This window comes from Streptomyces sp. NPDC002463 (assembly GCF_042889835.1).
Classification (GTDB): domain Bacteria; phylum Actinomycetota; class Actinomycetes; order Streptomycetales; family Streptomycetaceae; genus Streptomyces; species Streptomyces nymphaeiformis.
The window spans coordinates 87,594-109,810 of sequence record NZ_JBIARL010000002.1; the positions used below are offsets into that span (position 1 = coordinate 87,594).

The 22,217-nt window shown below is 73.0% G+C and carries 21 protein-coding genes; 10 read left to right on the forward strand and 11 right to left on the reverse strand.

Translation table 11 applies throughout. The features are described 5' to 3' along the window. Nucleotides 1-82 precede the first annotated feature (82 nt). A complete protein-coding gene (locus tag ACFYX3_RS05550) occupies nt 83-1,714 on the forward strand; it encodes an alkaline phosphatase D family protein (RefSeq protein WP_389008401.1) in 1,632 nt (543 codons plus the stop codon). Here ACFYX3_RS05550 and ACFYX3_RS05555 read toward each other — a convergent pair. Then, on the reverse strand, nt 1,701-2,708 hold the full coding sequence (locus ACFYX3_RS05555; RefSeq protein ID WP_389008404.1) for a Gfo/Idh/MocA family protein: 1,008 nt from the start codon (nt 2,706-2,708) through the stop codon (nt 1,701-1,703). The genes ACFYX3_RS05550 and ACFYX3_RS05555 overlap by 14 nt on opposite strands. Nucleotides 2,709-2,784: 76 nt before the next feature. Between ACFYX3_RS05555 and ACFYX3_RS05560 the strand changes: the two genes are divergently transcribed. Both ACFYX3_RS05560 and ACFYX3_RS05565 read left to right on the forward strand, forming a co-directional pair. After that, nucleotides 2,785-4,065 carry a Bcr/CflA family multidrug efflux MFS transporter gene (locus ACFYX3_RS05560; protein ID WP_389009433.1) on the forward strand — a complete coding sequence of 427 codons (1,281 nt, stop codon included), beginning with the start codon at nt 2,785-2,787 and terminating at the stop codon, nt 4,063-4,065. A gap of 9 nt (nt 4,066-4,074) precedes the next feature. After that, on the forward strand, nt 4,075-5,058 hold the full coding sequence (locus tag ACFYX3_RS05565) for a small ribosomal subunit Rsm22 family protein (protein ID WP_389008407.1): 984 nt from the start codon (nt 4,075-4,077) through the stop codon (nt 5,056-5,058). Here ACFYX3_RS05565 and ddaH read toward each other — a convergent pair. Beyond that, nucleotides 5,055-5,885: a dimethylargininase gene (ddaH, locus tag ACFYX3_RS05570; protein ID WP_389008411.1), complete on the reverse strand. Its 831-nt coding sequence runs from the start codon at nt 5,883-5,885 to the stop codon at nt 5,055-5,057. The genes ACFYX3_RS05565 and ddaH overlap by 4 nt on opposite strands. Before the next feature lie 153 nt (nt 5,886-6,038). Here ddaH and ACFYX3_RS05575 point away from each other — a divergent pair, with 153 nt between their 5' ends. Together ACFYX3_RS05575 and ACFYX3_RS05580 are read left to right on the forward strand one after the other, a co-directional pair. Further along, nucleotides 6,039-6,671, forward strand: a complete 633-nt coding sequence (locus ACFYX3_RS05575; RefSeq protein WP_389008414.1) for a TetR/AcrR family transcriptional regulator — start codon at nt 6,039-6,041, stop codon at nt 6,669-6,671. 125 nt (nt 6,672-6,796) lie between these two features. Then, complete coding sequence (locus ACFYX3_RS05580) at nt 6,797-7,576, forward strand: bifunctional DNA primase/polymerase (RefSeq protein WP_389008417.1); 780 nt, start codon at nt 6,797-6,799, stop codon at nt 7,574-7,576. Between the two features lie 15 nt (nt 7,577-7,591). Here the strand turns inward: ACFYX3_RS05580 and ACFYX3_RS05585 are convergent, their stop codons facing one another. Genes ACFYX3_RS05585 through efeO form a run of 4 tightly spaced genes read right to left on the reverse strand, consistent with a single transcriptional unit; the run spans nt 7,592 to nt 11,917 of the window. After that, nucleotides 7,592-8,569: a hypothetical protein gene (locus tag ACFYX3_RS05585; protein WP_389008420.1), complete on the reverse strand. Its 978-nt coding sequence runs from the start codon at nt 8,567-8,569 to the stop codon at nt 7,592-7,594. A gap of 16 nt (nt 8,570-8,585) precedes the next feature. After that, on the reverse strand, nt 8,586-9,455 hold the full coding sequence (gene efeU / locus ACFYX3_RS05590) for an iron uptake transporter permease EfeU (RefSeq protein WP_389008423.1): 870 nt from the start codon (nt 9,453-9,455) through the stop codon (nt 8,586-8,588). Nucleotides 9,456-9,473: 18 nt separating this feature from the next. After that, nucleotides 9,474-10,748, reverse strand: a complete 1,275-nt coding sequence (efeB, locus tag ACFYX3_RS05595; RefSeq protein WP_382661188.1) for an iron uptake transporter deferrochelatase/peroxidase subunit — start codon at nt 10,746-10,748, stop codon at nt 9,474-9,476. A 14-nt stretch (nt 10,749-10,762) separates the two neighbouring features. Then, nucleotides 10,763-11,917 (reverse strand): iron uptake system protein EfeO, encoded by a 1,155-nt coding sequence (gene efeO, locus ACFYX3_RS05600; RefSeq protein WP_389008427.1) that lies wholly within the window; start codon nt 11,915-11,917, stop codon nt 10,763-10,765. 267 nt (nt 11,918-12,184) lie between these two features. On the opposite strand from efeO, the gene ACFYX3_RS05605 reads away from it, so the two are divergent. Further along, a complete protein-coding gene (locus ACFYX3_RS05605) occupies nt 12,185-12,853 on the forward strand; it encodes a PhzF family phenazine biosynthesis protein (protein WP_389008430.1) in 669 nt (222 codons plus the stop codon). A 7-nt stretch (nt 12,854-12,860) separates the two neighbouring features. Here the strand turns inward: ACFYX3_RS05605 and ACFYX3_RS05610 are convergent, their stop codons facing one another. Then, complete coding sequence (locus tag ACFYX3_RS05610; RefSeq protein ID WP_389008433.1) at nt 12,861-13,511, reverse strand: heme oxygenase (biliverdin-producing); 651 nt, start codon at nt 13,509-13,511, stop codon at nt 12,861-12,863. Nucleotides 13,512-13,625: 114 nt separating this feature from the next. Then, nucleotides 13,626-14,483 carry a type I methionyl aminopeptidase gene (map, locus tag ACFYX3_RS05615; RefSeq protein ID WP_116161309.1) on the reverse strand — a complete coding sequence of 286 codons (858 nt, stop codon included), beginning with the start codon at nt 14,481-14,483 and terminating at the stop codon, nt 13,626-13,628. Between the two features lie 61 nt (nt 14,484-14,544). Here map and ACFYX3_RS05620 point away from each other — a divergent pair, with 61 nt between their 5' ends. After that, nucleotides 14,545-14,778, forward strand: a complete 234-nt coding sequence (locus ACFYX3_RS05620; protein ID WP_116161310.1) for a hypothetical protein — start codon at nt 14,545-14,547, stop codon at nt 14,776-14,778. Nucleotides 14,779-14,805: 27 nt separating this feature from the next. On the opposite strand, the gene ACFYX3_RS05625 is transcribed toward ACFYX3_RS05620, so the two are convergent. Together ACFYX3_RS05625 and ACFYX3_RS05630 are read right to left on the reverse strand one after the other, a co-directional pair. Next, the gene (locus tag ACFYX3_RS05625; protein ID WP_389008437.1) at nt 14,806-16,110 is read right to left on the reverse strand and encodes an MFS transporter; all 1,305 of its coding nucleotides are present in this window, start codon (nt 16,108-16,110) and stop codon (nt 14,806-14,808) included. A 66-nt stretch (nt 16,111-16,176) separates the two neighbouring features. Beyond that, nucleotides 16,177-16,779: a hypothetical protein gene (locus ACFYX3_RS05630; protein WP_389008440.1), complete on the reverse strand. Its 603-nt coding sequence runs from the start codon at nt 16,777-16,779 to the stop codon at nt 16,177-16,179. Between the two features lie 118 nt (nt 16,780-16,897). Between ACFYX3_RS05630 and npdG the strand changes: the two genes are divergently transcribed. Both npdG and ACFYX3_RS05640 read left to right on the forward strand, forming a co-directional pair. Continuing rightward, complete coding sequence (gene npdG, locus ACFYX3_RS05635; RefSeq protein ID WP_352024784.1) at nt 16,898-17,596, forward strand: NADPH-dependent F420 reductase; 699 nt, start codon at nt 16,898-16,900, stop codon at nt 17,594-17,596. A 77-nt stretch (nt 17,597-17,673) separates the two neighbouring features. Continuing rightward, nucleotides 17,674-17,856 carry a hypothetical protein gene (locus ACFYX3_RS05640; RefSeq protein WP_116161314.1) on the forward strand — a complete coding sequence of 61 codons (183 nt, stop codon included), beginning with the start codon at nt 17,674-17,676 and terminating at the stop codon, nt 17,854-17,856. Here the strand turns inward: ACFYX3_RS05640 and ACFYX3_RS05645 are convergent. After that, a complete protein-coding gene (locus ACFYX3_RS05645) occupies nt 17,853-18,647 on the reverse strand; it encodes a site-2 protease family protein (protein ID WP_382661182.1) in 795 nt (264 codons plus the stop codon). The genes ACFYX3_RS05640 and ACFYX3_RS05645 overlap by 4 nt on opposite strands. A gap of 192 nt (nt 18,648-18,839) precedes the next feature. Here ACFYX3_RS05645 and ACFYX3_RS05650 point away from each other — a divergent pair, with 192 nt between their 5' ends. Beyond that, entirely contained in the window at nt 18,840-22,217 is a 3,378-nt protein-coding gene (locus ACFYX3_RS05650) for a BTAD domain-containing putative transcriptional regulator (protein WP_389008445.1), read from the forward strand.

The window sequence follows — 22,217 nt, forward strand, 5'->3', positions numbered from 1 at the left end:
TGGATGTTCTGTACTCGACAAGGGGAAGTCGCCCCGCCCCCCTCGAATGACGGACGGACAGCATCCGTCTGGGGAGGGGAACATGACCCACGTACAGCAGCATGCCGACGAACTCCGCGCCGCCGCACGCCACTTCGGGCGCCGGCGCTTCCTGACCGCCACCGGAGCGGCCGCCGCGCTCGCCTTCGCCACCCAGCTGCCCGCGGCCGGAGCGGCGGCCGCGGCCGAGCTGGACGCCCGGCGTGTCACGGAGGACCCGTTCACCCTCGGGGTCGCCTCGGGCGATCCCCTTCCCGGCTCCGTGCTCCTCTGGACCCGGCTCGCGCCCCGCCCCTTCGAGCCCGACGGCGGACTGCCCGCGAACCGGGTCGCCGTGCAGTGGGAGCTCGCCCGCGACGAGCGGTTCACCCGGATCGTCCGGCGCGGCGTGGCGACCGCGCACCCGGAGTTCCGGCACACCGTCCACGTCGAGGTCGCCCCTCTCGACCCGAGCCACGTGTTCTTCTACCGCTTCCGCGTCGGGGACTGGACCAGCCCGGTGGGGCGGACCCGTACCGCCCCGTCCCCCGCCGCCCGGATCCGCGAGGTCAAGCTCGCCGCCGTCTCCTGCCAGGCTTACCACGACGGCTACTTCACGGCCTACCGCCACCTCGCGGACGAGGACGTCGACGTCGTCTTCCACCTCGGCGACTACCTGTACGAGTACGCCGTCGACGCCACCGGCGGCGCCCGTGCCTACACCGACCGCACGCTCCCGGCCGTCTTCAACCGCGAGACGCTCACCCTGGAGGACTACCGGCTCCGCTACGCGCTCTACAAGACGGACCCCGACCTGCGCGCCGCGCACGCCGCGCACCCCTTCGTCGTCACCTGGGACGACCACGAGACCGAGAACAACTACGCGGGCGACACCTCCGAGGACGGCGTCCCGCCGGAGGAGTTCCTGCTCCGCCGTGCCGCCGCCTACCGCGCCTACTGGGAGCACCAGCCGCTGCGCCGCCCCCAGCTGCCCGAGGGCCCCGACATGAAGCTGTACCGGCGGCTGCGCTTCGGGAAGCTGGCCCAGTTCGACATCCTCGACACCCGCCAGTACCGCTCCGACCAGGCGTACGGGGACGGCTGGCAGGTCCCGGGGCCCCTGCTGGACGATCCGGCGCGCACCCTGACCGGCGCCGCGCAGGAGCGCTGGCTGCTCGACGGCTGGCAGGCCTCCCGGGCCCGCTGGAACGTCCTGCCGCAGCAGGTCGTGTTCAGCGAGCGCCGCGACCGGCCCACCGCCGACTTCACGCTCTCCATGGACGCCTGGGACGGCTACGCGGCCTCCCGGCGGCGGATCCTCGCGGGCGCGCAGGCCGCCGGTGTCGAGAACCTGATGGTGCTCACGGGCGACGTCCACGTCGGCATCGGCCTCGACATCAAGGCCGACTTCCGCGACCCGGCCTCGCGGACGGTCGGCACCGAGATCGTCACCACCTCGATCACCAGCGGCAAGAACGGCGCCGACCGGCCCTCCAACCACGACCGGATCACCCAGGCCAATCCGCACGTGAAGTTCTACAGCGGCCGGCGCGGATACGTGACGGTCGCCCTCGGCCAGGAGAGCGCCCGCGCCGACTTCCGTACGGTCCCGTACGTGACCCGGCCCGACGCCCCCGTCGCCACCGCCGCCTCCTTGGTCACGGAGGCGGGCGACCCGGGCCTCAAGCCCGTCTGACGGACGTCTCCTGCGGGTAGCGGACGCCGATGCGGTCCCGTACCGCGTCGAGCGTCCGCATCACCGCGAGCGAACCGTCGTGGGGGACGAGCGGGGACTCGGTCTCGCCCGCCCGCAGGCAGCGCATCACCTCGGCGGCCTCGTACCGGAAGGAGTGCGGGTCGTCCGCCGTCAGGAACTCCTCCGGTTCCCCGCCGTTCCGCAGGAGGGTGAAGCGCTCCGGGGCGAAGAAGCCGCGCGGGATGTCGATCCGGCCCTCCGTGCCCGTCACCGAGGCCGTCAGCGGCGTGTCCGACCCGAGCGAGCAGGACAGCAGCGCAGAGGCGCCCGAGTCCCAGCCCAGCAGCATGCCGGTGTTCAGGTCGACGCCCTCCGGCGAGAGCAGCGCGTGCGCGTGGACGGTGGCCGGCTCGCCGAGCAGCAGGTGCGCGAACGACACCGGGTACACCCCCAGGTCGAGCAGCGCCCCGCCGCCCGTGGCCGGGTCCCGCAGCCGGTGGCCGGGGTCGAAGGCGCCCGCGAGCCCGAAGTCCGCCTGGACGGTGCGGACCTCGCCGATCGCGCCGTCGCGGACCAGTTCCGCGACCCGGCGGATCAGCGGGTGGCAGTACATCCACATGGCCTCCATCAGGAAGAGGCCGCGGTCCCGGGAGAGCGCGACGAGTTCCGCCGCCTCGCGGGCGTTGAGCGTGAGAGCCTTCTCGCAGAGCACCGCCTTGCCCGCCTCCAGGGCGAGGCCGGCCGCCGTGCGGTGCGCGTGATGCGGAGTCGCCACGTACACCACGTCGACGTCCTCGTCGGCGAAGAGCCCGGCCCACTCCCCGTACGCCCGCGGAATCCCGAACCGGTCCGCGAAGGCCTTGGCCGACGCCTCCGTCCGGGACGCCACCGCGACCACCTCGGCGCCGTCCAGCGTCGACAGGTCCGTGGTGAACCGTTCCGCTATGCCGCCCGTCGCCAGGATTCCCCAGCGCACCGTCCCGTTCGCGTCCATCCCCACCCCATAAAGGTCTCGACCATGCCGGTCGAGCTGAGAGCATAGGCAAGGTTTCAACGAAATGGAGCAGTCGATGCCGGAGAGCGGCCAGAAAACAACACAAGGGAACATAACCGACAGCCCCGTCGTCACCGCCGCCCGGCGCACGGGGCTCCTCGTCACCCTCGTCCTGGGCGGGCTCACCGCCCTCCCCCCGCTCTCCATGGACATGTACCTCCCGGCACTCCCGGAGGTCACCGGCGCGCTGCGGGCCCCCGCCGCCACCGTGCAGCTCACCCTCACCGCCTGCCTCGCGGGCATGGCCCTCGGCCAGCTCGTCGTCGGCCCCATGAGCGACAAGTGGGGACGCAGGCGCCCGCTGCTCACCGGCATGGCCGTGTACGTCCTCGCCACCGCCGTCTGCGCCCTCGCGCCCACCGCCGAACTGCTCATCGGCTTCCGGCTGCTCCAGGGCCTCGCCGGCGCCGCCGGCATCGTCATCGCCCGCGCCGTCGTCCGCGACCTCTACGACGGCGTCGAGATGGCCCGCTTCTTCTCCACCCTGATGCTGATCTCCGGCGTCGCCCCGATCATCGCCCCCCTCATCGGCGGCCAGATCCTGCGCATCACCGACTGGCGGGGCGTCTTCTACGTCCTCACCGTCATCGGCGTCCTGCTCACCCTCGTCGTCTGGCGCTTCCTGCACGAGACCCTGCCCCCCGAGCGGCGGCACGAGGGCGGGGTCGGACAGGCCCTGCGCACCATGCGCGGGCTCCTCGCCGACCGCGTCTTCACCGGCTACACGCTGACCGGCGGCCTCACCTTCGCCGCCCTCTTCGCGTACATCAGCGCCTCCCCGTTCGTCGTCCAGGAGATCTACGGGGCCTCCCCGCAGACCTTCAGCCTGCTCTTCGGCCTCAACTCGATCGGGCTGGTCGCCGTCGGCCAGATCAACGGCAAGCTCCTCGTCGGCCGCGTCAGCCTCGACAAGGTGCTCGGCTGGGGCCTCGGCATCGTCCTGCTCGCCGGCCTCGCGCTGCTCCTCATGACTTCCGGCGTCTTCGGCGAGACCGGGCTCGCGCCCGTCGCCGCCGGACTCTTCGTCCTGATGTCCGCGATGAGCCTGGTCCTGCCCAACACCAACGCCCAGGCCCTGATGCGCACCCCGCACGCCGCCGGATCCGCCTCCGCCCTCCTCGGCACCTCCTCCTTCCTCGTCGGCGCCGTCGCCTCCCCGCTCGTCGGCATCGCGGGCGAGCACACCGCCGTGCCCATGGCCGTCGTCCAGCTCGGCAGCGCCCTCCTCGCCCTCGTCTGCTTCCTGGGCCTCTGCCGCCCCTGGCGCAGGGCGGAGCAGGCCGGCGCGCCCGCCTAGACTGTCTCGGTGAACGCCTCAGCTCCCTCCGCCGCCTCCCTGCGCGCCGCCCTCGCCGCGCTCCTCGACGGGCTGCCGCCCAACCGGGCGGCGCAGGCCGTCGAGCGGCTGATCGCCAACTACCGGGGCACCACCCCGACGGACGCCCCCGTGCTGCGCGACCGCTCCGACGTCGCCGCGTACGCCGCGTACCGCATGCCGGCGACCTTCGAGGCGGTACGGGGCGCCCTGTACGCCCTCCGGGACGCCGCGCCCGACTGGGCGCCGGGCACCCACACCGACGTCGGCGGCGGCACGGGCGCGGCGAGCTGGGCCGTCGCCGAGGCCTGGGAGGAGGAGCCGCCCCGCACCACCGTCCTGGACTGGGCGGAACCCGCCCTCGCGCTCGGCCGCGAGCTGGCGGCGGGGATCGTGGACGCCGAGTGGCGGCGCGAGCGGATCGGCTCCGCCCTGAGCCTCGCCGACACGGACCTCGTCACCGTCTCGTACGTCCTCAAGGAGCTGACCGAGGCCGACAGGACGGCGCTCGTCACCGAGGCGGCCCGCGCCGCGCAGGCGGTCGTGATCGTCGAGCCCGGCACCCCCGACGGCTACGAGCGGATCATCGCGGCCCGCACCCTGCTGATCGACGCCGGCTTCACCGTCGCCGCGCCCTGCCCGCACAGCGGGGCCTGCCCGATCGTGCCCGGCACGGACTGGTGCCACTTCTCCGCCCGGGTGAGCCGCTCCTCGCTGCACCGGCAGGTCAAGGGCGGGTCGCTGCCGTACGAGGACGAGAAGTACGCGTACGTCGCCGCCGTACGGTTCCCGGCGACCCCGACGACCGGACGCGTCGTCCGCAGGCCGCAGATCCGCAAGGGGCAGGTCCTGCTCGAACTCTGCGCGCCCGAGGGCCTGGGCCGCGAGACCGTCACCAAGCGGCACGGGCCCCTGTACAAGCAGGCCCGTGACGCGGAGTGGGGCGACTCCTGGCCGCCGGAGGACGAGGGCTAGGGCCGCAGCTCCTGGGTGCAGCACTTCACGCTGCCGCCGCCCTTGAGGAGTTCGCCCAGGTCCATGCCGATCGGCTCGAAGCCGCGGGCGCGGAGGGGCTCGTAGAGGCCCACCGCCGCCTGCGGGAGCAGGACGTTCCGGCCGTCGCTGACCGCGTTGAGCCCGAGGGCCGCCGCGTCCTCGCCGCTCGCGATCAGGGCGTCCGGGAAGAGCCGGGCGAGCACCGCGCGGCTGCCGGGGGAGAAGGCGTCCGGGTAGTACATGACCTCGTCCCGGGCGTCGTCCAGGACGCACAGCGCCGTGTCCAGGTGGTAGTAGCGCGGGTCCACCAGTTCCAGGCCGATCACCGGGCGGCCGAAGAACTCCTGCGCCTCGTCGTGGGAGAGCGGGCTGGAGCGGAAGCCGCGGCCGGCGAGGATCCAGGAGGCGGTGACGGCGAAGTCGCCCTCCCCCTCGTTCACGTGCTCCGGCTCGCGCACGGCGTCGTACGCCCAACCGTTTCTCCGGAACCAGGACACATGGGCGTCGGCCTCGCGGGCCCGCTCCGGGTGGGCGAACTTCGCGCCGAGGACCCGGCCCTCGACGACCGTCGCGCCGTTCGCCGCGAAGACCATGTCCGGCAGCGCCGGGTCGGGCTCCAGGAGCTCCACGGTGTGGCCGAGCGAGCGGTAGCGGTCGCGCAGGTCCTCCCACTGGGCGAGGGCGAGCGCCAGGTCGACCGGTTTCGTGGGGTCCATCCAGGGGTTGATGGAGTACGTCACCGTGAAGTGCGCGGGTGGGCACATCAGATAACGGCGGGGCGAGGACGTGCGCGGAGTGGGGCGCAATGAAGGCTCCTCACTGGAGAGCTGCGGTGATGGGTGGATTCATGGTCCGCTCTCGGCGGCCTTCGCGCTGTGGACCGTTCGGGTGGTTCGAGCCCGTTCGGGAGGGCGGGATGTGGCGAGACGTCTCGTCTCGCCGACTGTTAGATTGGGGCCATGACCGAGACCAGGCCCCCCAAGGCCGCCCCCGACGCCTCCCGCCGCAGCGAGCGCTCCCGCCGTGCCATCTTCGACGCCGCCCTCGCCCTCGTCTCCGAGGCCGGCTACGCGAAGACCACCGTCGAGGGCATCGCCGCCCGCGCCGGCGTCGGCAAGCAGACCATCTACCGCTGGTGGCCCTCCAAGGCGGCCGTCCTCCTCGACGCCTTCCTCGACCTCGCCGCCCGGGCCAACGAGGCACTCGGCGGAGACGCGAACAGTGAGATCCCCGACACCGGAGACCTCGCCGCCGACCTCAAGCACGTCCTGCGCGCCACCGTCGACGAGCTGACCGACCCCGCCTTCGACGGACCCACCCGCGCCCTCGCCGCCGAGGGGATCGTCGATCCCGAGCTCGGCGCCCGCTTCACCGAGGCCCTGCTCGAACCCCAGCTCCAGTACTACGTCCGCCGCATCGAGGCCGCCCGGGCCAAGGGCGACATCGACCCCGGGACGGATCCCCGCGTCGCCGTCGAACTCCTGGTCGGACCCCTCCACCACCGGTGGATCCACCGCACCCTGCCGCTCACCCACGCCTACGCCGACACCCTCGTCGACCTCGCCCTGCGCGGTCTCGCACCCCGCGACTGAACCCGCGCCGACCCCCGCTCCCGGCAGCTGTGAGCAACCCCCTTCCGCACTCCGGTCACCCGGAGCCCAGGATGGTGGGACCATGGGCAGAGCCGAACGGGCGAGCACGAGGTGTGAGGGGATAGATGGGCGACGGCATCGGCCGCTACCGCGGCACGGAGAGCAGACTCGCACAGTGGCTGCGCAGGCGCCCCAAACGCACCGCGGCCGACGACGAGAACGACCGCGAGAAGCTGCTCCTGGCCACCGCCGCCGCCGGGCTGCCCCTGGCCCCCGCCGCGTACCCCGTGGGCTACAGCTGTTCCTGTGAGCGGATCGGCTGTCCCACCCCCGCCCGGCACCCCGTCTCCTTCGCCTGGCAGACCCAGTCGACCACCGACCGCGCGCAGATCGAGCGCTGGGCGCGGAACGAGCCCGAGGCGAACTTCATCACCGCCACCGGCATGGTCCACGACGTCCTCGACGTGCCGCTGGCCGCCGGCCGCGCCGCCCTGGAGCGCCTCCTCGCTGAGGGCGTCGAGGTCGGGCCCGTCGCCGAGTCCGCCGACGTCGACACGGTCGGCGGGCGGATGCTCTTCTTCACCGCCACCCGCGGCACCCCCGAGGACGAGGACGAGTGGTGGCCGTGCGAGCTGGACTGCCACCCGGAGACGATGGACGAGCACCCGGGGCTGCGCTGGCACTGCCGCGGCAGCTACGTCCTCGTACCGCCGGCCCGGCTCCCCGGTGACGAGGACGCCCACCCGGTCGTCGCCTGGGTCCGCGGCCCCGAGCACCCGCTGCCGGACCCGCTGAACCTCCTGGAGGCCCTCCAGGACGCCTGCGCCCGCCACGCGGCCGAGCGCGAGGCCGACGGGGACGGGGAGCACACGGCCCACGAGATCGCCTGGCCGCTGACGCGGTGACGGGCCCCCGGAGGGTTACGAGCCCTCCGCGCCCACCACGCCCTGGAGCCGGCTCGCGACCGTGACCCCGTCCCGGTCCGTGCCCGCCGGCTTCACCAGGACCGCCTGGCTGGACACCCACTCCCGGGTGACCGTGTTCCTGATCTCGCCGGTCAGCAGCGCCTTGGTGTCGGGGCCGACCTTCGGCCGGTAGCCCTTCGCCGCCGTCTGCCGCTCGAAGTACCGGGTCGCGAAGAAGACGAGCGCGCCGCCGTCCTTCGTCCGGAGACCGAGCGGCGCGAAGTCCCCCTGGTCCGTGACGCGGTCGATGTACTGGGTGGCCATGCCCGGCCGCTTGGCGGCCTTCTGCCGCTCCGCCCGCCACTGCGTGGTGTGCGTGCCCGGCGCGAACGGCCCCGGCCGCCCGTCCTTCAGGTACGCGACGTACTCCTTGCCGAGGTCCTCGGGCGCGACCGCGAGCGCGTCGGTGTCCGCGGCGACCGGCACCGCGTACCCCTCCTCCTCGGAGAACTCGGGCACATCGCCCTCGGCGAGGATCGTGAGGTAGGCGACCTCCCACAGCTTCTCCGGCCCGTTGCGCATGAAGACCAGGAGCCAGCGCTGGTCGCCGGCGCCCCGGTTGGAGGCGGTGTCCGCGACGAACCAGCGCGGCCAGCCCGCCTTCCGGGGCAGCACGAACCGCGCGTCGCTCAGCACGAGGGGCTTGTGGTCCGGGTTGCCGCCGGGGGTGTTGATCTGCCGCGCGCGCAGGCCCGACTGGTTGATCTCCCCGAGCGGGCCGGTGACCCGGTCCGAGTCGAGGGCCGGGTCATAGGCCTTGTCGGCCCGGTTGTAGGCGGTCGTGAAGTCGGCGAGGGCCTGCGCCGCCTCGGTCTTCGTCGCCGGCGGCAGCAGCGCCAGCTCGCCGTGCACGGTGACGCAGCCGCTCGCCGTCAACGTCAGGACGGTCGCCGCCGCCGTCGCCGCGAGGAACCTCGCCGGCCGGCGGTCCATGGAGGGCGACCACCGCTCAAGCGCTCGCCTCAGCCTCAGCCTTCTCATCGGTCGCCTTCTGCTTCTTCACCCGCACGGACGGACCCGACACTATCGGGGCGAGGAACAGCGCGAGCGTCGGGATCAGATACAGCGCCCACACCGTGACCTGAAGGACCGTCGGATCCGGCTGGAAGTTGAAGACGCCCTTGAGGAGCGTGCCGTACCAGCTGTCCGGCGGGATCGTCGCGGAGATGTCGAAGGCCTTGTCCGCGAGGCCGCCGAGGAAGTTCGCCTCCTGGAGGTCGTGCACGCCGTACGCGAGCACGCCCGCCGCCACCACGACCAGCATCCCGCCGGTCCAGGTGAAGAACTTCGCCAGGTTGATCCTCAGCGCGCCCCGGTAGAACAGCCAGCCGAGGAGGACGGCCGTGAGCAGGCCCAGGACGACGCCGATCAGCGGCGCGTACGAGCCGTCCGAGGAGGCCCGGACCGACGCCCACACGAAGAGCGCCGTCTCCAGGCCCTCGCGGCCCACCGCCAGGAAGGCGGTGGCGACCAGCGCGCCCGTGCCCATCTGCAGGGCCGCGTCCAGCTTGCCGTGCAGCTCCGTCTTGAGGTGCCGGGCCGTCCGGCGCATCCAGAAGACCATCCAGGTCACCAGGCCCACGGCGAGGACCGACAGCGAGCCGCCGAGCGCCTCCTGCGCCTCGAAGGTCAGCTCCTGCGAGCCGAACTCCAGGCCCGCGCCGAAGGCGAGGGCCACGCCGACGGCCACGCCGATGCCGATCCAGATCGGCTTCAGGGCGTCACGGCGCCCGGTCTTGACCAGGTACGCGATGAGGATGCAGACGACCAGGCTGGCCTCCAGGCCCTCACGCAGGCCGATCAGATAGTTTCCGAACACGTCGGTTCTCCTCCTCGGTTACGCGAACAGCGCCCGGCCCCACCAGTCGTCCTTGTCGCGGACGCCCGGCGGGACGGCGAACAGCGCCGAACCCACGTGCTGTGTGTACTCGTTGAGCGCGTCGTGCTTGGACAGCGAGGTCTGCACCGGGATGAAGCCCGTGCGGACGTCCTTCATGTACGCCAGGAAGAACAGGCCCGCGTCGAGCCGGCCGAGGCCGTCCGTGCCGTCCGTGAACGAGTAGCCGCGGCGCAGGATCGTCGCCCCGTTGTTGCTGTCCGGGTGCGCGAGCCGGACGTGCGAGTCCGGCTTCATGGCCTTCAGGAACGGCTCGTCGTGCTCCTTGGCCTTGCCGACCGGGGCGCCTTCCTTCTTGTCCCGGCCGAAGATGTCCTCCTGCTCGGAGAGCGGAGTGCGGTCCCAGGTCTCGACGTTCATGCGGATGCGGCGGGCGACCAGGTACGAGCCGCCGTCCATCCAGGCCGAGGCGCCCTCGGCGTCCTTGCCGGAGACCCACACGTGCTTCGCGAGCCGCTCGGTCTCGGTGCCCGCGATGTTCCGCGTGCCGTCCTTGAAGCCGAACAGGTTGCGCGGGGTCTGGGCGTCCGGGGTCGTCGAGGACGTCTTGCCGAAGCCGAGCTGCGACCAGCGCACCGCGACCTTGCCGAAGCCGATCCGGGCGAGGTTGCGGATGGCGTGCACGGCGACCTGCGGGTCGTCGGCGCAGGCCTGCACGCAGAGGTCGCCGCCGCTGCGCGCCGGGTCCAGGTTGTCGCCCGGGAACTTGGGCAGGTCCACCAGGGCCCCGGGCCGCTTGTCCTTCAGCCCGAAGCGCCCGTCGAAGAGCGAGGGGCCGAAGCCGATCGTGAGGGTGAGCCGGGAGGGCTTGAGGCCGAGGGCCTCGCCCGTGTCGTCCGGCGGGGCCTCCGGCAGGCCGCCGTAGGCGCCGTCGCCGACCTCGGCTCCGGCCGTCATCCGCTCGGCGGCCCGCGTCCACTCCTTGAGGAGCTGGATCAGCTCGTCGCGGTCGGTGGTCTTCACGTCGAAGGACGCGAAGTGCAGCCGGTCCTGCACGGCGGTCGCGATGCCGGCCTGGTGCGCGCCGTGGAAGGGCACGGCGCCGCCGCTGTCGGCGACCGGGGCGGTGTGGTCGCCGTCGCGGGTCAGCGCGACGGCACCGCCGGCCGCGGCGGCACCGAGCGCGAGCCCGGCTCCGCCCCAGCCGATGACCTTGCGGCGGGAGGGCGCCTGCTCCGAGGCGGCCTGCTCCGTGGTGGTGGTCTCGTCGGTCATGGTGCTTCCCCCTGCTACTTCACGACCGCGGCGGCGAGCTTGGAGAGCGGCTCGGCCAGGGCGTTGACGCCGTCGGACAGTTCCTTGCGCTCGGGCTTGCCGACCTTCTCGTACGAGGTGAAGACGTAGCCGCTCTTGTCCGTGCGGTACTTGTCGAGCAGCGTGTTCAGCGCGGCGAACTGCTTGTCGAGTTCGGCGACGAGCTTCGGGTCGTTCTTCGAGGCGACCGGCTTGAGCAGCTCGAAGGACTTCTGCGCGCCCTCGACGTTCGCCTTGAAGTCGACGAGGTCGGTGTGCGAGTAGCGCTCCTCCTCGCCGGTGACCTTGCCGGTGGCGACCTCGTCCAGGAGCTCCTTGGCGCCGTTGGCCATGGAGGTCGGGGTGATCTCGGCCTTGCCGACCCGCTTCTGCCAGTCCGCGAGGTCCTTGTCGAGGAGGTCGGCGAGCTGCTTCTCGCGGTCGCCGATCTTCTTGTCCTGCCAGAGCGCCTTCTCCAGGCGGTGCCAGCCGGTCCAGTCCTTCGCCGGGTCCTGGCCGTCCTCCAGGCCGTCCTCGCGGACGTCGACCTTGGGGTCGATGTCGCCGAAGGACTCGGCGACCGGCTCGGTGCGCTCCCAGCCGATGCGGGACTCGGCGTAGGCCTTCTTCGCGGCCTCGATGTCCCCGGCGCGGACGGCGTCGGTGAAGACCTTCACCTTGGGGAGGGTCGCGTCGGCCTGCGCCTGGACGTACTGGCGGTAGACGGCGACGGCGGCGTCCATCTCGGGGGAGCGCTTGGCGGCGGCCTTGCCGCCGGTGGCCTTGACGGCCTGGCGGATGCCGTCGCCCTTCATGCCGGGCTTGCAGGCGATGAAGTAGTCGCCGGACTTGAACTCGGCGGTGATGGTGGCCTTGGTGCCGGGGCCGATGTTCTCGCGCTCGGTGACGATGCGGTCGTCCGGGAAGAGGACGTACACCTCGGTGATCTTGGAGCCGCGGTTCTCGACGGCCAGCTTCACGTGCCCGGCCGGGAACTCCTTCTTCGAGACCTCGCAGGAGTCGTCCTTGGCGACGACGGTGATCGCGTCGTCGCTCGCCTTGGAGTCGCTTTTCTCGGCGCAGCCCGTGACGGCGGTCAGAGCAGCCGCTGTCGCGGCGGCGGTGACGACGGAGAGGCGTACGGCTCGCATGAGAACTCCAGGAACGCGGGGGACGGACTGAGGCGGACCTAACTTAACCGAGGCTTACCTCAGCAATACCCACGCGTCCAGTGATTCAGCTCTCAGGCCGGGCGTACCGGACACGGTGAGATCACGGAGTCGCCATGGGGACCTCACGGTTTGGTCAAGGGAGGGTCAAGGAGGGGGGATTGTCCTGATTCTCGTTACGCTCCGGTACGGGCGCGGGGAAAGAGCGGTACGGCCCTGCCGGCGTGCGGCGGGTGGTTGAATTCCGCCATGAACACGACCGCCACTGACATCGACGTCCTCCGGGTCTTCTGTGCGGGCGACGGCCGGCACGGCAACCGTCTCGGAGTCGTACGGGACGCCCGTACCCACCCCGACGAGTCGTCACGGCAGGCGCTGGCCAAGGAGCTCGGTTTCAGCGAGACGGTGTTCGTGGACGACCCGGAGCGCGGGATCGTCGACATCTACACCCCCGGCGTGCGGCTGCCGTTCGCCGGCTACCCGCTCGTCGGCGCCGCCTGGCTCCTCGACCTGGAAGTCGTCCGTCCGCCGGCCGGTGAGGTGTGGGTGCGCGGCGACGGCGAGTTCACCTGGATCGAGGCGCGCGCCGAGTGGGCGCCTCCCCGCACCCTGCGCCAGTACGGCTCCGCCGCCGAGGTGGACGCCCTCGAGGTGCCCGAGCCCGGGGAGTGGATCTACGCCTGGGCCTGGGAGGAGGAGGCCGCGGGCCGCGTCAGGGCGCGGGGCTTCCCCGGGCGCGGCGACGGCATCGACGAGGACGAGGCGACCGGTGCGGCGGCGCTGCTCCTCACGGCGCAGCTGGGGCGGGCCCTGAACATCATTCAGGGGCAGGGCTCGCAGATGCTCACCGCCCCCGGCCCCGACGGCATCGTGGAACTGGGCGGCCGGGTCCGCCTGGAGGGAACGCTCGCGCTCTGAGGGTCCCTCACGCGCTGAGGGGGTACTCCAGGCCCAGCTCGCGGAAGACCGCGGTGTTGAAGTCGAAGGCGCGCCGGCACTCGTCGACGATCCGCTGCTTCTCCAGGTCGTCGGCGGCCACGCCGTCGAGCAGCTCCCGGTACCCCCGCTTGAACGCCGCCGGGTTGGGGATCTCCTCGAAGACGTAGAAGCGGACCCCGTCGCCCTTGCGGTCGAAGCCCCAGGTCCGCTCCGCCCGGTCGCGGATGATCTGACCGCCCGACAGGTCGCCCAGGTAGCGCGTGTAGTGGTGGGCCACATAGCCGGCGGGCCAGTCGCGGGCGCACTCGGCGACCCGCTCGGCGTACGCGGCGGTGGCGGGCAGCGGGGAGACGCCGGCGCGCCAGCCGGGGCCGCGCAGATGGGCGAGGTCCTGCTCCAGGGCGGCCGTGCGGAACAGCTCGGGCTGTATGAAGGGCCCGGCGACCGGGTCCTCGCGCAGCGCCTCCGCGCCCTCCTCCAGGGCCCGGTACACGAACCACAGCTGCTCGGTGTAGCGGGCGTACGCGTCGACGGCCAGCTTCCCGCCGAGGAGGTCGCCCATGAAGGACGAGGTCTCCGCCTCCGTGTGCTGCGCGTGCGAAGCCGTACGGATCAACGTGGAGAAGGGCGTGTCCAAGGCGTGCCTCCGAGACCGATGGGCGGGAACCAGTGACGATCCTGCCTACTTAGGCTTACCTAAGTCAACTGGTTCCCGACGTCCTGTCGGTAAAAACGCTACCCGTTCGAGCGGTCAGGGCAACGTAAGGATTTCGGCCCCGTTCTCGGTCACCACGAGCGTGTGCTCGAACTGCGCCGTCCGCTTCCGGTCCTTGGTCACCACGGTCCAGCCGTCGTCCCACATGTCGTAGTCGTGGGTGCCGAGCGTCAGCATCGGCTCGATCGTGAAGGTCATGCCGGTCTTGATCTCGGTGGTGTGGTGGGGCGAGTCGTAGTGCGGCACGATCAGGCCGGAGTGGAACGACGAGTTGATGCCGTGCCCGGTGAAGTCGCGCACGACCCCGTAGCCGAAGCGCTTGGCGTACGACTCGATGACCCGCCCGATGATGTTGATCTGGCGGCCCGGCTTGACCGCCTTGATCGCCCGGTTCAGGGACTCCCGGGTGCGCTCCACGAGCAGCCGCGACTCCTCGTCGACGTCGCCGCAGAGGTACGTGGCGTTGTTGTCGCCGTGGACGCCGTTGATGTACGCGGTGACGTCCAGGTTCACGATGTCGCCGTCCCGCAGGACGGTGGAGTCCGGGATCCCGTGGCAGATGACCTCGTTGATCGAGGCGCACAGCGACTTCGGGAAGCCCCGGTACCCCAGCGTGGACGGGTAGGCGCCGTGGTCGCACATGTACTCGTGCGCGACCCGGTCGAGCTCGTCGGTGGTGACGCCCGGGGCGATGTGCTTGGCGGCCTCCTCCATCGCCCGGGCGGCGATGCGGCCGGCGATCCGCATCCGTTCGATGGTGTCGGAATCCTGCACCTCGGGCCCGGTGTACGGGGCCGGTGCGGGCTTCCCGACGTACTCGGGGCGGCGGATGGAGCCCGGAACGGAACGATGGGGGGAGAGCTCCCCCGGTACGAGAAGCGACTGGCCAGACATGCCAGCGAGTCTAACGACCGGGTCTGGGGCAGCATGGTCCCGAAGGAAGGAGCCGAGGACGATGCCGCTGTTCAAGAAGAGCGCCACGGGCAAACCGGGCGAGTGGTACTACTGCCTGGAGCACAAGAAGGTCGAGGAGGGCCCCGAGTGCCCGGCGAAGAACCGCTTCGGCCCGTACGCCAGCCGTGAGGAGGCCTCCCACGCCATGGAGACCGCCCGCGAGCGGAACCTGGAGTGGGAGACCGACCCCCGTTGGCACGACGCCGCCGGGAAGGACCGGACGGACGACGAGTAGCGCCCCCGCGGAAGCGGCCGGGACCCGTCAGACGGTTCCGGCCGCCTCCGGCCGGGCTCCGTCGAAGGCCTCCTGCTGGGCCTTGCGGCGCAGCGAGTCCTCGTCCGTCGCGGAGTCGTACGAGAGCAGCTTCGGCAGCGCCAGGCAGAGCAGCCCCACCGAGGCCACGCACGCCACGCCGCCCGTCCAGACGGCCGCCCGGGTGCCGGTCCAGCCGGCCATCGCACCCGCCCGGACCTGGCCCAGCTGCGGGCCCACGCTGTAGGAGAGCACCTCGATGCCGGCGAGCCGGCCGCGCAGCTCCTCCGGGATCGTCTGGTTCCAGATCGTGGCGCGACCGAGCCCGCTCAGCATGTCGCCCGCGCCCGCGAGGGCCAGGCACAGCAGCACCAGCCACACGTTCCCGAACCAGCCGGCCGCCGCGATCGCCAGACCCCAGCCCGCCGCGCCCCCGGCCACGAGCAGCCCGTGCCGCCGCACCCTCGACGTCCAGCCGCTGGTCAGGCCCAGGACCAGCGAGCCCACCGAGCCCGCCGCGTACATCAGACCGAGCGACCACTCCGCGTCCAGCTCGTCCGCGAGGAACGGGAAGATCGTGTTCGGGAACGCGAAGAACATCGCCGCGAGGTCGATCGCGTACGTGCCGAGCAGCACCGGCCGCGACCAGGCGTAGCGCGCGCCCTCCGCGATGCCCCGCAGCGAGGGCTTGTCCGCGTCGTGCGCGGGCGGCGCGGGGGACAGACGGAGGCACATCAGGACCGAGACCGCGAAGCAGGCGACCGTCAGCCCGTACGCGGACGCGTGACCCGCGTACGCCACCACCAGGCCGCCGAGCGCCGGGCCCGCGATCGAGCCGACCTGCCAGCGCAGCGAGTTCAGCGCGGCCGCCGCCGTCTGCTGGTCGTGCGGCACGATCCGGGCGAGCAGCGAGTCGAGCGCCGGACGCTGGAGCCCCGCGAGCGCCGACACCCCGGCCGCCACCACGTACAGCGGCCAGAGCATCGGATCCGGGAGCAGCGCGTTGAGCAGCAGGAGCAGGGCGAGCAGCCCGAGGCCCGCCTCCGTCCAGACGATCACCTTCCGCCGGTCGACCGCGTCCGCGAGCGCTCCGCCGTACAGGCCGAACACCACCAGCGGCACCAGCTCGACCGCGCCCATCGCACCGACCGCGAACGGTGAATCCGTCAGCTCCTTGATCTGCAGCGGCAGGGCGATCATCGCCATCGCGCTGCCGAAGTACGTGACGAGCCCCTGCACCCACAGGAGCCGGAAGTCGGGGGAGGAACGCCACGGGGCCAGATCGGGCAGCAGGGCGGTGAGCTTGGCAGACACAAAGGGTCATGCTCCGGCCGCCGGATGCAGGGGGCAACCGAATTACGGGGCGGTACGGGGAGAGACCTACCAGCGGGCCGGCGGCGGGGCCGTCAACCGGTCCGCGAGCCCCGAGAGCCGGTCCCGGAAACGGCGCCCGCCCCGCGGGGGCGGCAGGCTGTTCTCCCCGGCCGCCGCGCTCACCAGGTGCTGCACCGTGTCCAGGTCCACCTCCGCCCCCGCCGCCACGGTGAGCCTCTCGTGCGCGAGCCCCAGGACCTCCTCGTCGCCGCCGTCGAGCGACAACACGGTCGCCCCCGCCCGGCGGGCGTCGTGCACCCGCTGGAGCACCCCCGCGTCCGGCCGCTCCGGCGCCACCATCAGCAGCGTCGCCCCGCGCCCCGCCGCCTCCAGGCGCCCCAGGCCCACCGCCAGATGCGCCGGGGCGCCCGGCCGCACCCGGTGCCGGACCAGCGTCGGCGCCAGCTCCGGCAGCCCCGACCAGGCGGACTCGTCGACCAGGTGCGCCGCCAGATGCCACGGCTCGTACTCCTCCGTGCCCACCAGGAGCAGTCCGCCCCGGTGCGGCACGACCGACGACCGGAGCGCGCCCGCGAACCGGCGGGCCGCCGCCGGCCACTCCGTCCCGGCGAGCACTTCCCGCAGCAAAGCGACCCGTACGGCATCCATGCGCCCGCATCCTGCCCCAGCAGGGCCCCGCGCGAGGCCGGGTCGCGGCAGTTCCACCCGTACGAGAACCCGTACGGGAGAGGTCCGACGGACCCGACCGGTCGGTAATGTCGGGGCCATGACTACGACTGACAGCAAGCCCGCCCCGAAGGACCCGTGGGACCTCCCCGACGTCTCCGGTCTCGTCGTCGGCGTCCTCGGCGGCACCGGCGACCAGGGCCGCGGCCTCGCCTACCGGCTCGCCAGGGCCGGCCAGAAGGTGATCATCGGCTCCCGCGCCGCCGAGCGCGCGCAGGACGTCGCCGCGGAGATCGGCCACGGCGTCGAGGGCGCCGACAACGCCGAGACCGCCCGCCGCAGCGACGTCGTCATCGTCGCCGTGCCGTGGGACGGCCACGCCAAGACCCTGGAGTCGCTGCGCGAGGAACTCCGCGGCAAGCTCGTCGTGGACTGCGTCAACCCGCTCGGCTTCGACAAGAAGGGCGCCTACGCCCTCAAGCCCGAGGAGGGCTCCGCCGCCGAGCAGGCCGCCGCGCTCCTCCCGGACTCCCGGGTCGCCGCCGCCTTCCACCACCTGTCCGCGGTCCTCCTCAAGGACACCTCCATCGAGGAGATCGACACGGACGTCATGGTCCTCGGCGAGGAGCGCGCCGACGTCGAGATCGTCCAGGCCCTCGCCGGCCGCATCGCCGGCATGCGCGGCGTCTTCGCCGGCCGGCTGCGCAACGCCCACCAGGTCGAGTCGCTCGTCGCGAACCTGATCTCGGTGAACCGCCGCTACAAGGCGCACGCGGGCCTGCGGGTCACGGACATCTGAGCCGGTCCCGTCGCGGATCGGGGCATGGGGGACACTGGACGGGCACGAAACGCCGCATCCGGACAGGAGCCGACCCCATGCCCCGCCTCGCCCTCTACGCCCTCGTGGTCTGCGCCCTGGCCGTCGCCGCGGCCGTCGTCTCCTTCGTCCAGGGCAGCTTCCTCGGCGTCGTCTGGGTCCTCCTCGCCGGCCTGTCCTCGAACATGGCCTGGTACTACGTCCGGCGCGCGAAGGCCGAGAAGGCCGCCGCGGAGGCCTAGACCCGGCAGAACTCCGGCGTCTCCTCCCAGAACCGGAACAGCTGCGAGCCGCAGTACCGGCTGAACTCGGGCACCCCGAGGCCGCGCATCAGGGCGTCGATCGCGTCGAAGAAGGCGTTGTTGATCTGCGGGACGAACAGCAGCGCGATCACGATGAAGAAGCCGTACGGCGCGTACGGCTCGATCTGCCGCTTCACCTTGTACGACAGCCAGGGCTCCACGACCCCGTAGCCGTCGAGTCCCGGCACCGGCAGGAAGTTCAGGAGCGCGGCCGTCACCTGGAGGAACGCCAGGAACGCCAGCGCGTACCGGAAGGCGAGCGGCACGCCGTCGAGCGCGTCCAGCCAGAACGGCGCCGTGCAGACGATCGCGAACAGCACGTTCGCCAGGGGGCCCGCCGCCGAGATCAGGCTGTGCTTCCAGCGGCCCTTGATCCGCCCCTGCTCGATGAAGACCGCACCGCCCGGCAGACCGATCCCGCCCATGATCACGAACAGCACCGGCAGGACGACGCTCAGCACGGCGTGCGTGTACGCGAGCGGGTTCAGCGTCAGGTAACCCTTCGCGCCCACGGTGATGTCGCCGCCGTGCAGGGCGGTCCTGGCGTGCGCGTACTCGTGCAGACAGAGCGACACGACCCAGGCCGAGGTCACGAACAGGAACACCGCGAGACCGGGCGAGGCGGCGAAGTCCGTCCACACCGCCCAGCCGGTCACGGCCATGACGGCGAGGATCGCCAGAAAGACGGGACTGACCCGCCGTTCATGGCGCCGAGCGGCGGCCGTGGTCATCACGAGGGCTCCCAGGGGTACGGAGGGCAGGTGCCGAGGAAACGTACCGCCACCGGACCGAGTTCCGCCGTTGTGGGCATGCGTTCCGCCGGGGCGAGGGGAGACCCCCCTCGCCCCGGCGGGACGATTGCCCACACGAGGGCGGGCCGGGGCACCGCCCCGGCTGGTGGGGGATCACGCGAGAATGGGGCCGTGCGCTACTCCGTCCTCGGTCCCACCCTCGTCCGCACCCCCGACGGCACCGACGTCGCCATCGGCGGCCCCCGGGTCCGCGCCCTGCTCACCGTTCTCGTCCTGCGGGCCGGCCGGATCGTTCCCGTGGCCGACCTCGTCGACGAGGTGTGGCACGGCGACGAGCCGCCCGCCGACGCGCCCGCCGCGCTCCAGGCCCTCGTCGGGCGGCTGCGCAGGGCCCTCGGCCGGGACCGCGTGGTGTCCGCCGAGGGCGGTTACCGGCTCGACGCCCGGCCCGAGGACGTGGACGCCCGCCGTTTCGAGCGGCTCGCCGTCGAGGGCATGGCCGCGGCCGACCCCGCACGCGCCGCGGCCCTCCTCGACGAGGCCCTCGGTCTCTGGCGCGGGCCCGCCCTCGCCGACCTGCCGGACCGGGACGCGGAGGTCGCCCGCTGGGAGGCCCGCCGGCTCGACGCCCGCCGGGCACGGCTCGACGCCGCCCTCGCGCTCGGCCGGGCCGACGCCGCCCTCCCCGAACTCACCTCCCTCTGCGCCGCCCACCCCCTCGACGAGCCCCTCCAGGCCCTCCGGATCCGCGCCCTGCGGGACACCGGCCGGGCGGCCGAGGCGCTCGCCGCGTACGAGTCGGTCCGCCGCGCCCTCGCCACCCGCCTCGGCACGGACCCGTCCCCCGCCCTGCGCGCCCTCCACGCGGAGCTGCTCGCCCCGGAATCCGACCGTCCTCCCGTCCGGGGCAACCTGCGCGCGCGGCTCACCAGCTTCGTCGGGCGCGACGAGGAGATGGCCCTCGTCCGGGACGATCTGCGCGGCGCGCGGCTCGTCACCCTGCTCGGGCCCGGCGGGGCCGGGAAGACCCGGCTCTCGCAGGAGGCCGCAGAGCGGGCGGGCGGCGACTGGCCGGACGGCGTGTGGGTCGCGGAACTCGCGCCCGTACGCGACCCGGAGGCCGTTCCCGAGGCGGTCCTCGCGGCCGTCGGCGCCCGCGAGACCGTGCTCCGCGGTGCCGGAGCCGAGGAGCTGCGCGGCGGCGGCGACCCGCTCGCCCGGCTCGTCGAGCACTGCGCCGGGCGGCGGATGCTGCTGCTCCTCGACAACTGCGAGCACCTCGTCGGTGCGGCCGCCGAACTCGCCGAGACCCTGCTCGCGCGCTGCCCGGAGCTCCGCGTGCTCGCGACGAGCCGCGAGCCGCTCGGCGTCCCGGGGGAGGCGCTGCGGCCGCTCGGCCCGCTGCCGACCGGGATGGCGCTGCGGCTCCTCGGGGAGCGCGGCGCGGCGGTCAGCCCGGGCTTCCGCGTCGAGGACGACCCGGTCGCCGCGGGCGAGGTCGTACGGCGCCTGGACGGCCTCCCGCTGGCCGTCGAACTCGCGGCGGCCCGGCTGCGGATGCTGACCCTCCGCCAGATCGCGGACCGCCTCGACGACCGCTTCCGGCTCCTCACCTCGGGCGCGCGGACGGTCCTGCCCCGGCAGCAGACCCTGCGTGCGGTCGTCGACTGGTCCTGGGACCTCCTGGACGGCCCCGAACGAGCCGTCCTCCGCCGCCTCTCGATCTTCACGGGCGGCTGCGACCTGGAGGCGGCGGAGGCGGTCTGCGCCTCCGGCGAGGACACGGGCGAGAAGGGCGACGCCCACGGAGCCGCCGCGGGCGAGCCACGCCCGGGCGCGGAGGCCGCCGGCGAGGTCGACCCGAACCGGCCCGTACGCGACCGGCCCGTCGACGGCCAGTCCGTCCTCGACCTCCTCGGCGCCCTCGTCGACAAGTCGCTCGTCGTCGCCGCCCCCGGTGAGACCGGGATGCGGTTCCGGCTCCTGGAGACCGTCGCCGAGTACGCCGGGGAGCGGCTCGACGAGGCCGGGGAGCGGGCCGCGGTCGAGCGCCGGCACCTCACGTACTACCGCGAGCTCGCCCGCCGTACCGACCCCGAGCTGCGCGGTTCCGGGCAGGCCGTGGCCATCGCGCGGTTCGGCGCCGAGTACGGGAACATCCGTTCCGCACTGTGCCGGGCCGTCGACGCCCGCGAGGAGGACGAGGCGCTGGTCCTCGTCCACTCGCTGCTCTGGTACTGGCAGATGCGCGACCTGCGCGCCGACGCCCTGCACTGGGCGGAGTCCGTCGTCGCGCTCGGGCCCGACCCGTTCGGGACGCCCGCCGCCCCCGTCGTACCGCTGCACGAGCCGTGCACCGCCGCGCCCCCGCCGCTCTCCGAGGAGCAGCGCTGGGAGGCGCGGCGCGGACTGCGGCTGATCGAGCTGCTCAACATGGACCACGAGACCGGCCGCTGGACCACCCCCGCCGGGGTCGAGCGGCTGCGGCGGATCAACGAGGTCTACCCGCCGGGGCTCCCGCAGACCTGCCGGCTGCCCGGCTCCTTCGCGGTCTTCGCCGTCCTCCTCATCGGCGAGCCCGGCCGCATGGGCGAGGCCCTGGAGACGCACGTCTCCGCCTGCCGCCGCTACGGCTACGACTGGGAGCTCGCCAACGCCCTCCAGCTGCGCGCCAACATGCTCGCCAACCGGGCCGACCTGGCCGAGCGGGCGAGCGCCGACGCCGACGAGAGCCTGGAGATCTTCGTACGCCTCGGGGACGCCTGGGGCGCGGCCGAGGCACTGTCCTCGCGCGCCGAGGCCCGCGAGCGGAGGCTCGAGTTCGAGGGCGCAGCCCAGGACTACGCCGACGCCATCGCGTACGCCGAGCGGATCGGCGCCCAGTCCCAGATGGCCCTGCTGCGCGCCCGGTACGCCGACATGCTGATCGAGACCGGCCGCGGCGAGGAGGCGGAGCGGATCCTGCGCGAGGTGGTGGAGGGCGAGCACGGCCGGGGTCACGAGCCGATGCTCGCGGCCCGGATATTCCTGGCGCTGCTGCTCGCCCGGACCGGCCGGACGGCCGAGGCGCAGGTGCATCTGGAGCGGCTGCTCGACGAGTTCCGCTCCGAGACCTTCTCGATCTTCGAGGGCTTCACGCTCGGCAGCCTGGCCTGGGTGTTCAACCTCGAAGAGCGGTACGAGGCGGCGTTCGACCTGTCCCGGCGGGCGTACGCGCGCTCCCTCGGCGCCCTGTCGCTGATGGTCGCCCCGCAGATGCCGGCGATCCACCTGGTCACCGCCGCCTGGGCGCTCGCCGGCCTCGGCGGTGCCCCGTCCCGTACGGCCGCCGTCCTGCTCGGCGCGTACGAGGGGCTGCTGCCGCCCGGTCATCTGTCGCCGCCCATGGAGCGGGAGAACCTGCGGCGGGCGACGGAACTGACCCGCTCCGCGCTCGCGGAGGGGGAGTTCGAGGCCGCACGCGCGGAGGGCGGCGGCCTCTCCTCGGAGGAGGCCGCCGCCCTGCTCGGTCGCGCCGCCGACGCGATCAGTGAGCGCGCCGAGTCATGA

What these genes read in the sequence shown, in the direction of transcription:
- ACFYX3_RS05640 (WP_116161314.1), top strand. Translation starts at nt 17,674, where the DNA reads ATGCCCCGCCTCGCCCTCTACGCCCTCGTGGTCTGCGCCCTGGCCGTC.
- ACFYX3_RS05580 (WP_389008417.1), top strand. Translation starts at nt 6,797, where the DNA reads ATGGGCGACGGCATCGGCCGCTACCGCGGCACGGAGAGCAGACTCGCA.
- ACFYX3_RS05630 (WP_389008440.1), bottom strand. Translation starts at nt 16,779, where the DNA reads ATGGATGCCGTACGGGTCGCTTTGCTGCGGGAAGTGCTCGCCGGGACG.
- ACFYX3_RS05575 (WP_389008414.1), top strand. Translation starts at nt 6,039, where the DNA reads ATGACCGAGACCAGGCCCCCCAAGGCCGCCCCCGACGCCTCCCGCCGC.
- map (WP_116161309.1), bottom strand. Translation starts at nt 14,483, where the DNA reads ATGTCTGGCCAGTCGCTTCTCGTACCGGGGGAGCTCTCCCCCCATCGT.
- efeB (WP_382661188.1), bottom strand. Translation starts at nt 10,748, where the DNA reads ATGACCGACGAGACCACCACCACGGAGCAGGCCGCCTCGGAGCAGGCG.
- ACFYX3_RS05560 (WP_389009433.1), top strand. Translation starts at nt 2,785, where the DNA reads ATGCCGGAGAGCGGCCAGAAAACAACACAAGGGAACATAACCGACAGC.
- ACFYX3_RS05645 (WP_382661182.1), bottom strand. Translation starts at nt 18,647, where the DNA reads ATGACCACGGCCGCCGCTCGGCGCCATGAACGGCGGGTCAGTCCCGTC.
- ACFYX3_RS05620 (WP_116161310.1), top strand. Translation starts at nt 14,545, where the DNA reads ATGCCGCTGTTCAAGAAGAGCGCCACGGGCAAACCGGGCGAGTGGTAC.
- ACFYX3_RS05605 (WP_389008430.1), top strand. Translation starts at nt 12,185, where the DNA reads ATGAACACGACCGCCACTGACATCGACGTCCTCCGGGTCTTCTGTGCG.
- ACFYX3_RS05550 (WP_389008401.1), top strand. Translation starts at nt 83, where the DNA reads ATGACCCACGTACAGCAGCATGCCGACGAACTCCGCGCCGCCGCACGC.
- npdG (WP_352024784.1), top strand. Translation starts at nt 16,898, where the DNA reads ATGACTACGACTGACAGCAAGCCCGCCCCGAAGGACCCGTGGGACCTC.
- ACFYX3_RS05555 (WP_389008404.1), bottom strand. Translation starts at nt 2,708, where the DNA reads ATGGACGCGAACGGGACGGTGCGCTGGGGAATCCTGGCGACGGGCGGC.
- ACFYX3_RS05585 (WP_389008420.1), bottom strand. Translation starts at nt 8,569, where the DNA reads ATGGACCGCCGGCCGGCGAGGTTCCTCGCGGCGACGGCGGCGGCGACC.
- efeO (WP_389008427.1), bottom strand. Translation starts at nt 11,917, where the DNA reads ATGCGAGCCGTACGCCTCTCCGTCGTCACCGCCGCCGCGACAGCGGCT.